Source organism: Streptomyces sp. NPDC017676, from assembly GCF_044329325.1.
Taxonomy (GTDB): Bacteria; Actinomycetota; Actinomycetes; order Streptomycetales; family Streptomycetaceae; genus Streptomyces.
The window spans coordinates 179,607-192,891 of record NZ_JBIRJA010000004.1 but is presented as its reverse complement, the minus strand read 5'-3'; the positions used below and the strand labels follow the sequence as shown (position 1 = coordinate 192,891).

General features: G+C 73.7%; 11 protein-coding genes. 9 read left to right on the top strand and 2 right to left on the bottom strand.

Translation table 11 applies throughout. From position 1 onward, the window contains the following. Positions 1-135: 135 nt before the first annotated feature. Positions 136-1,533 (bottom strand): hypothetical protein, encoded by a 1,398-nt coding sequence (locus ACH4LD_RS10950; RefSeq protein WP_398053908.1) that lies wholly within the window; start codon positions 1,531-1,533, stop codon positions 136-138. 421 nt (positions 1,534-1,954) lie between these two features. On the opposite strand from ACH4LD_RS10950, the gene ribA reads away from it, so the two are divergent. The 8 genes from ribA to ACH4LD_RS10910 all read left to right on the top strand — a co-directional run bounded on the left by ribA (position 1,955) and on the right by ACH4LD_RS10910 (position 10,730). Further along, positions 1,955-2,623 (top strand): GTP cyclohydrolase II, encoded by a 669-nt coding sequence (gene ribA, locus ACH4LD_RS10945; RefSeq protein WP_398053907.1) that lies wholly within the window; start codon positions 1,955-1,957, stop codon positions 2,621-2,623. Then, positions 2,620-4,305: a WD40 repeat domain-containing protein gene (locus ACH4LD_RS10940; RefSeq protein WP_398053906.1), complete on the top strand. Its 1,686-nt coding sequence runs from the start codon at positions 2,620-2,622 to the stop codon at positions 4,303-4,305. Before ribA ends, ACH4LD_RS10940 begins: the two co-directional genes overlap by 4 nt. Positions 4,306-4,489: 184 nt before the next feature. After that, the gene (locus ACH4LD_RS10935; RefSeq protein WP_398053905.1) at positions 4,490-5,227 is read left to right on the top strand and encodes an SAM-dependent methyltransferase; all 738 of its coding nucleotides are present in this window, start codon (positions 4,490-4,492) and stop codon (positions 5,225-5,227) included. Continuing rightward, positions 5,224-6,549 (top strand): SGNH/GDSL hydrolase family protein, encoded by a 1,326-nt coding sequence (locus ACH4LD_RS10930; protein WP_398053904.1) that lies wholly within the window; start codon positions 5,224-5,226, stop codon positions 6,547-6,549. Before ACH4LD_RS10935 ends, ACH4LD_RS10930 begins: the two co-directional genes overlap by 4 nt. Further along, positions 6,546-7,529, top strand: a complete 984-nt coding sequence (locus tag ACH4LD_RS10925; protein ID WP_398053903.1) for a formylglycine-generating enzyme family protein — start codon at positions 6,546-6,548, stop codon at positions 7,527-7,529. The genes ACH4LD_RS10930 and ACH4LD_RS10925 overlap by 4 nt, the downstream gene beginning before the upstream one ends. 71 nt (positions 7,530-7,600) lie before the next feature. Then, positions 7,601-8,689: a bifunctional diaminohydroxyphosphoribosylaminopyrimidine deaminase/5-amino-6-(5-phosphoribosylamino)uracil reductase RibD gene (ribD, locus tag ACH4LD_RS10920; RefSeq protein ID WP_398054128.1), complete on the top strand. Its 1,089-nt coding sequence runs from the start codon at positions 7,601-7,603 to the stop codon at positions 8,687-8,689. Beyond that, positions 8,686-9,996 (top strand): flavodoxin family protein, encoded by a 1,311-nt coding sequence (locus tag ACH4LD_RS10915; protein ID WP_398053902.1) that lies wholly within the window; start codon positions 8,686-8,688, stop codon positions 9,994-9,996. The genes ribD and ACH4LD_RS10915 overlap by 4 nt, the downstream gene beginning before the upstream one ends. Then, a complete protein-coding gene (locus ACH4LD_RS10910) occupies positions 9,993-10,730 on the top strand; it encodes a class I SAM-dependent methyltransferase (RefSeq protein WP_132788967.1) in 738 nt (245 codons plus the stop codon). The genes ACH4LD_RS10915 and ACH4LD_RS10910 overlap by 4 nt, the downstream gene beginning before the upstream one ends. A gap of 365 nt (positions 10,731-11,095) precedes the next feature. Here the strand turns inward: ACH4LD_RS10910 and ACH4LD_RS10905 are convergent, their stop codons facing one another. After that, complete coding sequence (locus ACH4LD_RS10905) at positions 11,096-12,550, bottom strand: MFS transporter (RefSeq protein WP_398053901.1); 1,455 nt, start codon at positions 12,548-12,550, stop codon at positions 11,096-11,098. A 63-nt stretch (positions 12,551-12,613) separates the two neighbouring features. Here ACH4LD_RS10905 and ACH4LD_RS10900 point away from each other — a divergent pair, with 63 nt between their 5' ends. Continuing rightward, positions 12,614-13,273 (top strand): TetR/AcrR family transcriptional regulator, encoded by a 660-nt coding sequence (locus ACH4LD_RS10900; RefSeq protein WP_398053900.1) that lies wholly within the window; start codon positions 12,614-12,616, stop codon positions 13,271-13,273. Positions 13,274-13,285 lie beyond the last annotated feature (12 nt).

The window sequence follows — 13,285 nt, the reverse complement described above, 5'->3', positions numbered from 1 at the left end:
TTTTTGCAGGTCAAGGGCGGTATCCGGAGCGTACAACGATTCGCGTGTCCGGTCAGCTGTCCCCAGGTGTTCCAGGACTCACACTGACCGGTTGCCGACTTTCCCAACGAGCCACCAGATCGACGTGTCTGTTCGTCATTCTGCCCCGTGCTCTCGCAGCGCCTTCACTCCCTGAAGCAACAGGTGAGCCCACTCCGGGCGTTCCATCAGGTCAGCCGGAAAATCTACGGCACAACGGCTGTCGTCGGTGTCGACCAATCGCCCCCTGAAGGTGATCACCTCGTCACGGCCCGTGTCCTCCACACCGAACCGCCATGATCGTGTGCCTGGTACAGATGTTGGCCGTACGCAGACGACCGCCCGAACGTCACCTTCCGCCCAGAGGGCGATGCCGGGTGCCCGTCCCATAGTCAAGGTGTGCCATCGCGCCGGGAACAAGTCGGTGCCGAAGTCCAACGCCAGTTGGTCCTCCACCACGAGGTCTGAGGAGGAGGGATCGGCCATGTCGTCTCTGAGCTCGTGGTACCTGGCAGCGAGGTCGGTCAGAACAACCACGTCCTCGTTGTCCAGGCACACATCGTGACAACCGGTCCCGCCCCACTCCGCCTGCACCGTCTCGCGCACCCACGTGTGCAGGTGCTCACCGATCCGGCCCATGCGATGGAGGCGGTGTGCGGCGTCCAGGGAGTCGAGGATCGCGGCCAGGAAACGTCGCGACGTGCGCTCGTACTCGTCCTGGCTCAGATGTTCCACCAGCTCTTCGAGCGTCTTCTCCTCACACCGCGCCAGCGTGCGCAGCAGCGTGCCCAGTGCGGTGCCGCTGACGGAACAGTCCCGCAGGACACCGGCGAGGGCGTCCCCCGCGCCCAGAGGGCTGTCGTCCCAGAGCCGTTCCACGATGTCGATCCGGAGCCCCAGGGGACGGCCGCTGTCCTGGGCCACGTACGTGGAGAGCGTCTGCAGGAGGTGCTCCGGCACATCGGCACCGCCGGACACCGCGGCCTGGACGTCGATGTCGGGCGCCAGGGTGGCGAGAGCCCGGTACCCGGAGTGGCCGGCGAGATCCAGGTACTCGCTGATCGCCGCCCAGCGCACCTGCTCGGCAAGGCCCTTCGCCGCGACGATGTGCTCCATCACCTCGCTGTTCCAGCGGCGACGCTCTTGAGGAGTCATCACCGGTGGCTCTTCGTACGGCGGACAACTCGCGTACTGGAGAACGATGTGCATCTCATACGCCGTGCCCGCTTCACCGACCACCCAGGTGGCCGCCCCGGCGGCGCTGCGGCCCATGTGCATCAGGTGACCGAGCACCTCGGCACGGAGCTCATGCGTGCCGTCCTCGTCGAGGTCCCAGTCCGTGAGCATGCCGACAAGAACTGGCACGCCGCGGGAGACGTCCTTCTCAGCGAGTTCCATGGCGGACTCCACACGTTGCCGCTGCTCGCTGACCGGTTCGTCCTCCTCCCATTCCTCGTCGTCCCAGCCGTCCTCATCCTCGGCGTGGCAACCGGCGGATTCCTGCGAGTGCGGCACATGCCCCCCTTGGTCAACCACTGCCCGGGAAGGGTATCTCCCGCTTCCGCCATCGGAACGCGGTGCGACCGGTGTTCGGTGGCTCCAGAGTGTGCGTCTGCCGTGTCGCCGGGTGCCGGCCGGGCGGATGATCCGCCAGGCGGGTGTCGGCGTCGACGATGACCGGGCCCGCAGGCGCCGGTGTGCGGCATCGCGACCGCAACGCGGTGAACCCCCCACCACCGCCGGCCCGGCCCCCCAACTGTTCGCCCGGGGCCCGCCGTTGTGGGCCGGGTGCGTGGCGCGCCCGTTTCTGTCTCGGTGTTGAATGTCTCGGTATTGAATACAAAACGTTTCGGAGGGTGTCTCGGTCCGTCCGTAGTGTGCGCGGTGGTGACGGTGTGATTACTTGATCGGGCCGTTACCAGCGGAGGGACGATCCATGTTGAACACGTCCAGCGGCAAGATGCCGCACCCGAGGACCGGTCCGCTCGCCGCCGAAGCCACGATCCGTACCCGGGTCGAAGTACCGGTGCGGGTGAGCGACGGTACCTGGCGCACCGCCGAAATGATCAGTTTCACGGGACTCGCCGACGGACGGGAACACATCGCCGTCGTGTTCCCGTCCGCATGGCCCGTGCCCCTGGTGCGCGTGCATTCGGAATGCCTCACCGGAGACGTGTTCGGCTCCGCTCGTTGCGACTGCGGACCACAACTCTCCGAAGTGGTCGACCAGTTCGCCGAGACCGGGGGGATCCTGCTGTACCTGCGGCAGGAAGGCCGCGGCATCGGGCTCTACAACAAGCTGGACGCCTACCGGCTCCAGGACGACCAGGGCCTCGACACCTTCGCCGCGAACCGGGAGCTGAACTTCTCGGACGACATGCGCGACTACCTCGTCGCCGCACAGATGCTGCGCGCCCTGGACGTGGCCAGCATCCGGCTGCGCACCAACAACCCGGACAAGGTCCGGCAGCTGGAGGGCTACGGCATCGGTGTGGACGAGGTGATTCCCACGGGCATCCACCGGACCGAACGCAACCACGACTATCTGCGGGTCAAGGCCGAGCAGGGCGGACACACCATCGAGCTTCTGGGAGAGTCCATATGATCCAGCATCATGGACCCATCAGCGGCATCGCCGCCTGGCGGGACGAGTACGTGGCCACGGCCGGCTACGACAACCAGGTCATCTGCTGGGACCAGCGCACCGGGCGTGCGGTGGCCCGTTCGTTCCACGACCACCTGGCCAACCAGTGCCAGTTCGCACCGGACGGCAGGCATCTGCTGACCTCCTCCAGCGACTACACCGCACGCTTGTGGACCGTGCCCGACCTGCGGCTGGTGGCCGTCCTCGGCGACCAGGAGGACGACGTGGAGATGTCCGTCTTCCACCCCCGCAAGGAACTCGTCGCCACCGCCTCCCGGGACCACCGGGTACGGGTCTACGACTTCACCGGCCGGCTGCTGCACCGCTTCGAGGGGCACACCGCCGACGTCATCTCCGTCGAATGGGCCCGTGACGCCGACGAGTTGATCTCCTCCAGCGACGACGGCACCATCAAGCGATGGTCGCTGGAGACCGGCGGCATGATCGCCGACCTGGACATGGACGGCGTGGAGACCGACACCGTCGCCATCTCCTCCTCCGGCACCATCTTCGCCGGCAACGACGAGGGGCAGATCATCGTCGTCGGCCCCGAGGAACGCAGCACCGTGCCCGCGCACGACGCAGGCATCAAGCGCCTCGTCCTCGACGACTCCCGCGACCTGCTGGTCAGCCTCTCCTACGACCGCAGGATGCGGCTGTGGGACGTCTCCTCCGCCGTCCCGGTGGCCCGGGACACCACGGACCTGCCCGACGACGTGTGGCCCCGCTCCTGCGCCTTCGCGGGCGGCACCCGTCTGGTGTTCGCCACCTTCGGCGCCACCTACCGCGGCTACGACTACCACACGCGCACCTGGGACACCGCCGTCGTACCGCCCACCGGCGGTGTCAACGCGGTGCTGCCGGAGCGCGGCGGCACGACGCTCACCGTCGGTGACGCGGGCGTGGTGCGGCGCGACGGCGAGCCGGTGGCCGAGACCGGCAGCCTGTGCAACTTCCTCACCCCGCTCGGCGGTCTGGTCCTGTCCGGCGGCCAGCTCGGCAAGGTCTTCGACGCGCTCACCGGCCGCGAGCTGTACCAGCACCGCTCGCCGCTGAACTGCGGCGTCGCCTTCGAACGCGACGGCGAGCCGTACGCCGTGGTCGGCGCCTACACCGGCGAGGGACTGCTGCTGAAGCTGGCCGGCGACACCGTCGAGCACATCGCGGACCTGCCGCTGAACGTCAACGCCGTCAAGGGCGTCGCGGTCTCGGGCGACCTGCTGTTCTCGGTCGCCGCCGACGCCTCCGCCACCTGGTACCGCATCTCCACGCTGGAGAAGGTCGCCACGGTCGAGAACGCCCACGACAAGATCGCCAACGGCTGTGCGGGCCTCGGTGACGGCTGGTTCGCCAGCGTCAGCCGCGACCTGAAGCTGCGCCTGTGGGACCCCGAACGCGGGGTGCGGGTCCTGTCGACGCCGCACACGCACTCCATCAAGTGCGTCGCCGCCGACACGGACGGCCGGCTGATCGCCACCGGCAGTTACGACGGCCGGGTCGCCATCTACGACCGGGTCGACGGCCGCTGGACCGTGACCGAACGGCCCACCACCGCCGGCATCTCCTCCCTCGCCCACGACGCGGCCCGCAAGCTCTTCCTCGCCGCCTCGTACGACGGGCAGGTCCACCCGGTCGCCGGCTGAGCGGCAGCGTGGCGGGGCCGCACCTGACGCGGCCCGCCGAAGGGCATCCGGGGCGCCTGTGAGCGCCCCGCGTGACGAGCGGTGCCGGAGCAGCGTGTCCGCTCCGGCACCGTCGGCGCGTCCGGCCCCGCCCCCTGCTCCCCGCCCGTCGCCCCGCGCCCTCACACGACAGGACTCATCACCCATGTCCAGCCATCGGATAGCCGACCGGTACTCCGTCACCCCCGCGACCACCCCGCCCCCCGACGAGTCGGCGTACGCGGACGTGCTGCGCTCCGACTTCCACGACCACTACGCCAACGGGCGGGACGTGTGGACCGCCGAGGACGCCATGCGCGAGGCCCCCCGCCTGCTGCTGCGCGCCCTCAGGGACCGCGCCGACGCGCACGTCCTCGACATCGGCACCGGACACGGCCGCGACGCCGCCATCCTGTGCGACGCGGGCTGCCGGGTCACCGGCATCGACCTGGTCGAGTCGCCCGAGTGGGCCGCGCTCACCGCCCGCAGCCAGGGGCGGGCGCGGTTCGCGGTGTGCTCGCTGGCCGACCTGGACGGCACCGCCGTACACGACGCCGTGCTCGACAACGGCTGCCTGCACCACCAACACCCCGACGGATACGGCCGCTACCTCGACCGGGTCCGCGAACTGCTGTGCCCCGGGGGCCTGTTCACGGTCTCCGTGTTCCGGTCGGCGGACGGCCCGGGCCGGCTCTTCACCAACGGGGCGCGGCGGCTGTACCGGGAGTTCACCGAGACGGAGCTGACCGAGCTGGTCACCGGGCACGGCTTCGCACCCGTCGAGGTACGGCTGGTGCCGCGCGGCACCGCCGGGCTGCACTACCTCGTGGGCACCTACCGCGCCGTCGGCACCGGCACCGGCACCGCCCCGGCCACGGGCGCGAGCGCGGACGGTGACCGATGAGCGCGACCCGCCCAGCCGCTGCCCGGGCCCGCCTGCTCGCGGCGACGACCACGGCCGCGCTGCTGGGCGGCGCCCTGCTGGGCACCGCGCCGACGGCCGCCGCCCACGCCGCCCCGGCGCCCGCCGGGGGCATCTGGTCCGGCACCTGGGGAACCGCCCCGGCGCCCGCCGCACCGGACGGCATCTCCCGGACCGGCATCGACGACCGCACCGTACGCATGATCGTGCACACCTCGGTCGGCGGCGGTGAGCTCAGGCTGCGGCTGTCCAACGCGCACGGCACCGGCGACCTGGTGCTCGGGCGCGCCACGGTGGGCCGTGCCGAGTCGTCCGCCTCCGCGACGGCCGTCCCCGGCAGCCTGCGCCCCGTCACCTTCGGCGGCGCCGCCGGCACCACCGTCCCCGCCGGTGCGCAGACGGTCAGCGACCCGCTGCCCTACGACGTCCCCGCGGGCGCCGACCTGCTGGTGAGTGTCCACCTGCCCCGGCCGACCGGCCCCACCACCTGGCACTGGCTGGCCCAGCAGACCAACTACGTCTCCGAGCCCGGGGACCACACCGGCGACCAGGGCGCCGAGGCCTTCACCGGCACCGAGACCTCCTGGTTCTTCCTGACCGGCGTCGACGTGCGCGGACCGGGCACGCGCGGCACCGTCGTCGCGCTCGGCGACTCCCAGACCGACGGCTCCGGCTCCACCCCCGACGGCAACGGCCGCTGGACCGACGCCTTCGCCCGCCGCCTCGCCGCCGACCCGGCCACCCGGGGCCTCGGCGTGCTCAACAAGGGCATCGGTGGCAACCGGGTGCTGCGCGACGGCACCGAGACCGAGCGTCCGCAGCGCGGCACCAGCGCGCTCGGGCGGCTCGACCGGGACGTGCTGGACCAGTCCGGGGTGCGTGCCACCGTCCTCTACGAAGGCATCAACGACCTCCAGCTCGCGCCCTTCGCGAGCGCCGACGAGGTCCTGACCGGGCTGCGCACCCTCGCCCGGCGGCTGCACGCGCGCGGCATCCCCGTGGTCGTCGGGACCCTGACCCCGTTCAAGGACTCGCCGCTGTGGACGGCCGAGGCCGAGCGGCAGCGGGTCGCCCTCAACGCCGCGCTGCGCACCTGCCCGGACTTCGACGCCGTCGCCGACTTCGACGCGGCCGTCCGCGACCCCGCCGACCCACAGCGGGTGCGCGCCGCCTACGACGGCGGGGACCACATCCACCTCAACGACGCCGGCTACCGCGCGGTGGCCGACGCCGTCCCCACCGACCTGCTCACCGCCGGTGACCCGGCGGTGTCCGCCGCGAGCAACGACGGGAGGCACCCGTGACCGGAACCCCGGTGATGGCCAACCCCAACACCCTCTCCGACCGGGCCGCGATGGGGCTGCCCGGCTCCTTCGTCGCCCGCACCCCACCGGCGCCGCTGCGCGACCACCGCGACCTGCTCGGCGCGCCCGCCGAGGTCCTCGTCGCGGTCGCGGAGGACCCCGAGCAGTCCTTCGCCCGCCGGTACGCCGCCGGCACCGTCCTCGGCCTGATCGGCGACCCCCGTATCCGCCCCGACGACCCGCCCATGGCCGACGTCCCGGCCGCCCGCGTCCGTCTCGGCCTGGCGGCGGACCAGGTCGGCCGGGTCACCGCCCGCTGGCGGCACGCCGGGGTGATCGAGGACTGGATCGCCAAGGAGTGCCCCGTGTACGAGGCCGACCTCCCGGCGTTCCGCATCGCCCTGCACCCGGTCACCAACGCCGAGTACCGCCGGTTCCTGGAGGACACCCGCAGCACCGCGCTGCCCACCTCCTGGCGGTTCGGCGGCTATCCCGACGGGCTCGGCAACCATCCGGTGTGGACGGTGCCGCCCGAGGCCGCCGACGCCTACGCCGCCTGGCTGGCCGGCCGCACCGGCCGCGCCTTCCGGCTGCCGACCGAGGCGGAGTGGGAGTACGCCGCCGCCGGGCCCGAGGGGCGGGAGTTCCCCTGGGGAGACACGTTCGAACCGGACCGCGTCAACACCGTGGAGCAGGGGCCGCTGTCCACCACCCCGATCGGCGTCCACCCGGCCGGACGCTCGCCCTTCGGCGTGCACGACATGGCGGGCAACGTCGAGGAGTACACCGCGGACGACTACCGGCCCTACCCCGGCGGCAGCGCCGTCGCCGACGACCTGGCCGTCACCCGGGGCACGTACCGCATCGCCCGGGGCGGCAGCTTCACCCGCTTCGGCGACCTGGCCCGCACCCGCCGCCGTCACGGCTGGTACGACCGCGACATCTACGCCATGGGCTTCCGGCTCGCGGAGACGCCGTGACACCTCCTCAGACTCCCTTCGGTGACAGCGATGAGAGTCCCGCACCGGCCTCCCCGGCCGAGCGGTCCGCCATGCGCCGGGCCGTCGAGCTCGCCGCGACCGCGCTCGGCCGGACCAGCCCCAACCCCGTGGTCGGCTGTGTCGTCCTGGGCGCCGACGGCACACCGGCCGGGGAGGGCTTCCACCGGGGCGCCGGGCAGCCGCACGCGGAGGTGGAGGCGCTGGCCGCGGCCGGGGAGCGGGCGCGCGGCGGAACCGCCGTGGTCACCCTGGAGCCCTGCGCGCACCAGGGCCGCACCGGGCCGTGCGCCGAGGCACTGCTGCGCGCCGGGATCGCCCGGGTGGTGTATGCGGTGCCCGATCCCGACGCGACCGCGGCGGGCGGCGCGCGACGGCTGCGGGACGCGGGGGTCGAGGTGGCCGGCGGGGTGCTGCGCGCCGAGGCGGAGCGCGGCAACGAGCTGTGGCTGACCGCCGTCCGCCGCGGCCGGCCGTGCGTCACCTGGAAGTTCGGCGGCACGCTGGACGGCCGGGCGGCGGCGCCGGACGGCACCTCCCGGTGGATCACCGGGTCCGCGTCCCGGCAGGACGCGCACGCCCTGCGCGCCGCGCACGACGCGGTGCTGGTCGGCTCCGGCACCCTGCGCACCGACGACCCGCACCTGGGCCTGCGACACGGCGTCGCGGGCGCGCCCCCGCTCCGGGTCGTCCTGGACCGCCACGGCACGATCCCGCCGCACGCGCGTGTGCTCGACGACACGGCGCCCACCGTCGTCGTCACGGGACCGGACACCCCCGCACCGAAGCTGCCCGAGGGGCACGAGGTGCTGCGGGTGCCCGTGACGGACGGCGCGCTCGACCTCGCCGTCCTGCTCGACGGGTTGTGGGCCCGGGGCGTGCGCTCGGTGCTGCTGGAGGGCGGCGCCCGCCTGGCCGCGTCCTGCGTCGCCCAGGGGCTGCTGGACCGGGTGGTGGCGTACATGGCGCCACTGGTGCTGGGCGCCGCCGCCCGTCCCGTCCTGGGCGACTTCGGCGCCCCGACCCTCATGGCGGGCCTCCGGCTGCGGCTGGGCGAGGTGACCCGCCTCGGCGACGACGTACGGCTGCTGCTGCGCACACAGGACCTGCCGGGGTGTGCGGAGGGAGGGAGCGCCGCATGAGCCACCGGATCGCCGTGGTGTACCACAGCCGGCGCGGCACCGTCCGGGCCCTGGCCGCGCTGGCCGCCGAGGGGGCGCGGGAGACCGGCGCCGAGGTGCGGCTGCTGAGCGTCCCGGACGACGGGCCCGCCGACCGGGTCCGGCCGGACCGGCCGGCCGGACCGGAGGACGTGCTGTGGGCGGACGGGCTGGTACTGGCCTGCCCCACCTACTACGGCAATGTGTCCTCTGCCTTCAAACGGTTCCTGGAGTCGACCTCGCCGCTGTGGCGGCAGGGGCTGCTCGCCGACCGGGTGGCGACCGGCATCACCGTCTCCACCCAGCGCCACGGCGGCCGGGAGGCGACGCTGACGGCCCTGCACCACACCCTGTACCACTGGGGCTGCTGGGTGGCCGGGGCCGATCCGGCCGACCCGGTCACCCGCGCCGCGGGCGGCACCGCGTACGGCCTGGCCGCGGACAGCAGCCAGGGCGAACCGGCCCCGTCCGAGCGCGTGGCCGCCCGCGCCCTGGGCCACCGCCTGGCCGCCCTCACCGCCCGGACCCGGGCCGCGTCCGCCGCCTCCCTCACCGGGGACGCCGCGCGTGCCGCCGGCGGGACGACGGCCGGCGGGAGTCCTCTCGCGGCCGGTCCCCGCCCCGCCCGGCTCGCCGTCGTCTACCACGGTGAGGACGCCGCGCTCCGCGTCCTCGCGCAGGAGGCCGCCGCGGCGGGCCGGGCCGTCGGGGCGCGGGTGCGGCTGCGACGGGTGCCGGGCGGGGCCGGGGCGCGGCCCGCCAAGTGGCTGGGGCCCTGGGCCGCGCCCGCCGCACCCGAGGACATCGTCTGGGCCGACGCGGTGCTGTTCGGGGCGCCCGTCCGGCTGGGCGCCCTGGCCGCGCCGCTGCTGGACTTCGTCCAGGCGATGGAACCCGCCGGGGACCGCCGCAGCCCGCTGTGGGGCAAACCGGCGAGCGGCTTCGCCACCGCCCCGGCACCGCACGCGGGCACGGAGACGGCCCTCCTCGACCTCGGCCATGTGCTGCTGCACGCCGGGGCCGTCCTGGTGCCCCCCGGCTATACCGACCCGGCCGTCGAGGCGGCCGGCGGCAACCCCTACGGCACCTGCCACCCCCGTACCGCGGGCGACCTGCCCACCCCGCGGCTCCTGGCCGCGGTGGCCCACCAGGCGCGGCGCACCGCCCGCGCGGGTGACCTGCTGCGCCGCGTCCCGCGCCCGCACCGCGCGGCACGGCAGGACGCCGTACGCACCGGCCCCGGACCCGCGCCGCTCGCACCACCGACCCCAGGAAGGAGCACGGCATGAGCGTGCAGCAGTACGACGAGATCGGCGAGACCTACGAGGGCTTCAAGTCGCTGCCGATGGCCCGCTACGCCGAGCGCGCCAGCTTCCTGGCGCTGCTCGGTGACGTACGGGGCGCCTCGGTGCTCGACCTGGCCTGCGGCACCGGCTTCTACACCCGGCAGATCAAGCGCCTGGGCGCCGCAGACGTGCTCGGCGCCGACATCTCCACCGAGATGGTCGCCGCTGCCCGCGCGATCGAGGAGAGGGCTCCGCTCGGGGTGCGCTACACGGTCGCCGACGTCGCGGAACTGCCGGTGCCGCGGCGCCCGTTCGACCTGGCGAGCGCCGTGTACCTGCTCAACTACGCCGAGGACGCCGCCGCGATGGAACGGATGTGCCGGTCGGTGCACCGCAGCCTGCGGCCCGGTGCCCGCTTCTGCGTGCTGACCCAGGCGCCCGGGTACCGCTTCGACGGCCCGTCCATGGCCAAGTACGGCTTCACCTACGAGCCCGTGGGGGAAGGGCCGATCGGCCCCCGGGTGCGGATCACCGCGCTGCTCGAACCGCCGGTGGAGTTCGTGACGTCGTATCCCCGGCGCGAGGTGTACGAGCAGAGCCTGCACCGGGCGGGCTTCCACGACGTGACCTGGGTGCCGCTGCACGTGCCGGAGGACGGCCTGCGCGACCTGGGCGCCGACTACTGGGCGGATTTCCTCGCTAACCCGCCGCTGACCATGCTCCACTGCCGGGCCTGACCGGGCGGGGGCAAGCGCGGGAGAGACGGAAGTCCTCGCCCGGCCGTGCGGTACGGCCGGGCGAGGACTTCCTTGTGCCGCCGGGGGGTTTCCGGCACGGTCCGGTGTCGCGCGACGGGGGAATGAACACGTCCACCGTCCGCCCGGAGGACCGCCCCGGCGGCAGCCCGGGAGGGAAAGCGGCCCGTACGGCGGGCCGCCCGGCGTCCGGCACGGTGAGCCGTGGTCCGTGCCGGACGCCTCCTCGCGGCAGTGCCTCCACGCGGTCCCGGCCGGGGGAGCACTGCCGCGACACGGTGCCTGGTCCCCAGTGACCGGCACCGGCCGCTCCCGGCCGGACCCTCGGGGCCGGGCCGGGAGCCGTGTCATCCGGCCGACGCGGCCGGCCGCAGCCGCCGGGAAAGCAGGACGCCGATCAGGGCGAGCAGCGCCGTGAAGGCGAACAGCCCGCCGAGCGCCGTACGCGTGGAGGAGTCGTAGTGCTCGGCGATGGCCAGCGCCGCGCCGCCGAGGCCGGCGACCACACCGGTGGCGAGGGTCTGCGCGAGCTGCAGCGCGCCGCTCATCTCGCCCTGCCGCTCCGCCGGTGCCTGCTCCAGCGTGTCGGTCGTGGCGGCGTTGAACGCCACCCCCATGCCGATGCCGCCGACGGCCCAGCCCACCACCGCGAGCCACGCCGGGACCGAGTCGGACAGGATCGACAGCGCGATCACGCCGACGCCCCCCAGCAGCACGAGGAAGCCGAGGGCCACGCTGCCGGTCCGGCCGCTCGCCTCGGCGTCCCGCTTGGCCTGCCAGGCCGAGCCGAGCACCCAGGCGATGGCGCCCGCCGACAGGCCGAGACCGGCCGCCCACGCGCTCTGGCCCCGCAGCTCCTGGAGCCCCAGCGGCAGATAGGCCTCACTGCCGAAGTACGCCCCGCACAGCAGGCCCCGGATGACCACACCGGCCCCCAGTCCCGCGCGCGCCGTCAGCGTGCCCTCCGGGGTGACCCGGCGCAGCGCCGGGAGGGCGACGGCGGCACCCGCCACCGCGAAGACCACCAGCAGCACCATGTTCTTCAGCAGCAGCGCCTGGAGCAGCACACCGGTGCCCACGGTCAGCAGCACGGCGTTGGCGAGCGGGCCCTTCCACCAGGGCTCGGCCGGGGCCGTGCGCCGCTCCTCCCGCGGACGCTCCAGGCGGCGCAGAGCGGGGAGGGTGAGCAGCGCGGCGATCGCCACGATCGGCAGCATCAGCAGGAAGACCGCGCGCCAGGTGGTGCTGTCCGCCAGCGTGCCGGCGACGACCGGGCCGATCAGCGACGGGATCGTCCAGGCCGAGGAGAGCAGTGCGAACATCCGGGCCCGCAGCCGCTCGGGATAGGCCAGCCCGATCACCGTGTAGGCCATGGCCATCACCGCGCCCACGCCCAGGCCCTGGAGGAAGCGGCCCACCAGGAACAGCGGCCAGGAGCCGGCCGCCCCGGCCACCGCGCAGCCCACCGCGAAGACGGCCATGCCCGCCGTCACCGGTGCCCAGGGACCCCGGCGGTCGGCGGCCCGCCCGGCGAGCACGGTGCCGATGATGTTCGCGAGCATCAGCGCCGACAGGCCCCATCCGTACGCGCCCAGGCCGTCCAGGCTCCGGGCGATGTCGGGCAGCACCGTGGCCACGCCCAGGGATTCGAACGCGACCATGCTCACCGACAGGATCACGCCGAGGCTGAGCGCCCGGTACGGGCCGGAGAAGACGCTCTCCGCCCGCTCGGGCCGGGCGGACTCGGCGCCGGTCGCGGGCCGCCCCATGTCGTCCGGTAACTCGCCGACGTGCTGAGACATGACGTTCACCTCGTGTGAGAGAATTACGTTCCGATCCGAAACGGAATTTAATATACTGTAGGCATGGTGAAGACGCCACAGGACACCGCGGACCCCGCCCCACTGACGACGCAGCGCTCGCGCGGCCGACCGCGCGACGAACGCATCGACGCGGCGGTACGGCACGCGGTGATGGAGATCCTCAACGAGGTCGGGTACGGCCGGCTGACCCTGGAGGCGGTCGCCGCCCGGGCCGGCACCAGCAAGCCGACGCTGCGCCGCCGCTGGCGCTCGCGCCAGCACCTGGTGGTCGCGGCGCTCGTGCAGACGATGGGGGCCTCACCCACCCCCGACACCGGCTGCACCCACTGCGACCTCATCGCCGGCATCCGCACCCTGAGCCACGCCTTCACCACCAGCGTCGGCCGGCGCGCCCTGCCCGCGCTGATCGCGGACCTGGCCGACGACCCCGAACTGGAGTCGGAGTTCCTGAACGAGCTGTTCCACCCGCGCCGCGCCGCCACCAGGGCCGCCCTGCACCGGGGCATCCAGCGCGGTGACATCCGCCCGGACGCCGACATCGACCTGCTGCTCGACATGCTCGGCGCCACCGCCTACTACCGGGTGCTGTTCGGTCACCTGCCGCTCACGCCCACCCTCGCCGAGGACGTCGTGGAGGTCGTCCTCGCCGGTGTCGCCACGCCGCAGTGGCGCAGCCAGCACGGAGCCGTGGACAGCGTCTGACTCCGAGCGACA

Coding starts and splice junctions, on each gene's coding strand:
- ribA (WP_398053907.1), top strand. CDS start 1,955: ATGTTGAACACGTCCAGCGGCAAGATGCCGCACCCGAGGACCGGTCCG.
- ACH4LD_RS10940 (WP_398053906.1), top strand. CDS start 2,620: ATGATCCAGCATCATGGACCCATCAGCGGCATCGCCGCCTGGCGGGAC.
- ACH4LD_RS10935 (WP_398053905.1), top strand. CDS start 4,490: ATGTCCAGCCATCGGATAGCCGACCGGTACTCCGTCACCCCCGCGACC.
- ACH4LD_RS10930 (WP_398053904.1), top strand. CDS start 5,224: ATGAGCGCGACCCGCCCAGCCGCTGCCCGGGCCCGCCTGCTCGCGGCG.
- ribD (WP_398054128.1), top strand. CDS start 7,601: ATGCGCCGGGCCGTCGAGCTCGCCGCGACCGCGCTCGGCCGGACCAGC.
- ACH4LD_RS10915 (WP_398053902.1), top strand. CDS start 8,686: ATGAGCCACCGGATCGCCGTGGTGTACCACAGCCGGCGCGGCACCGTC.
- ACH4LD_RS10910 (WP_132788967.1), top strand. CDS start 9,993: ATGAGCGTGCAGCAGTACGACGAGATCGGCGAGACCTACGAGGGCTTC.
- ACH4LD_RS10905 (WP_398053901.1), bottom strand. CDS start 12,550: ATGTCTCAGCACGTCGGCGAGTTACCGGACGACATGGGGCGGCCCGCG.
- ACH4LD_RS10900 (WP_398053900.1), top strand. CDS start 12,614: ATGGTGAAGACGCCACAGGACACCGCGGACCCCGCCCCACTGACGACG.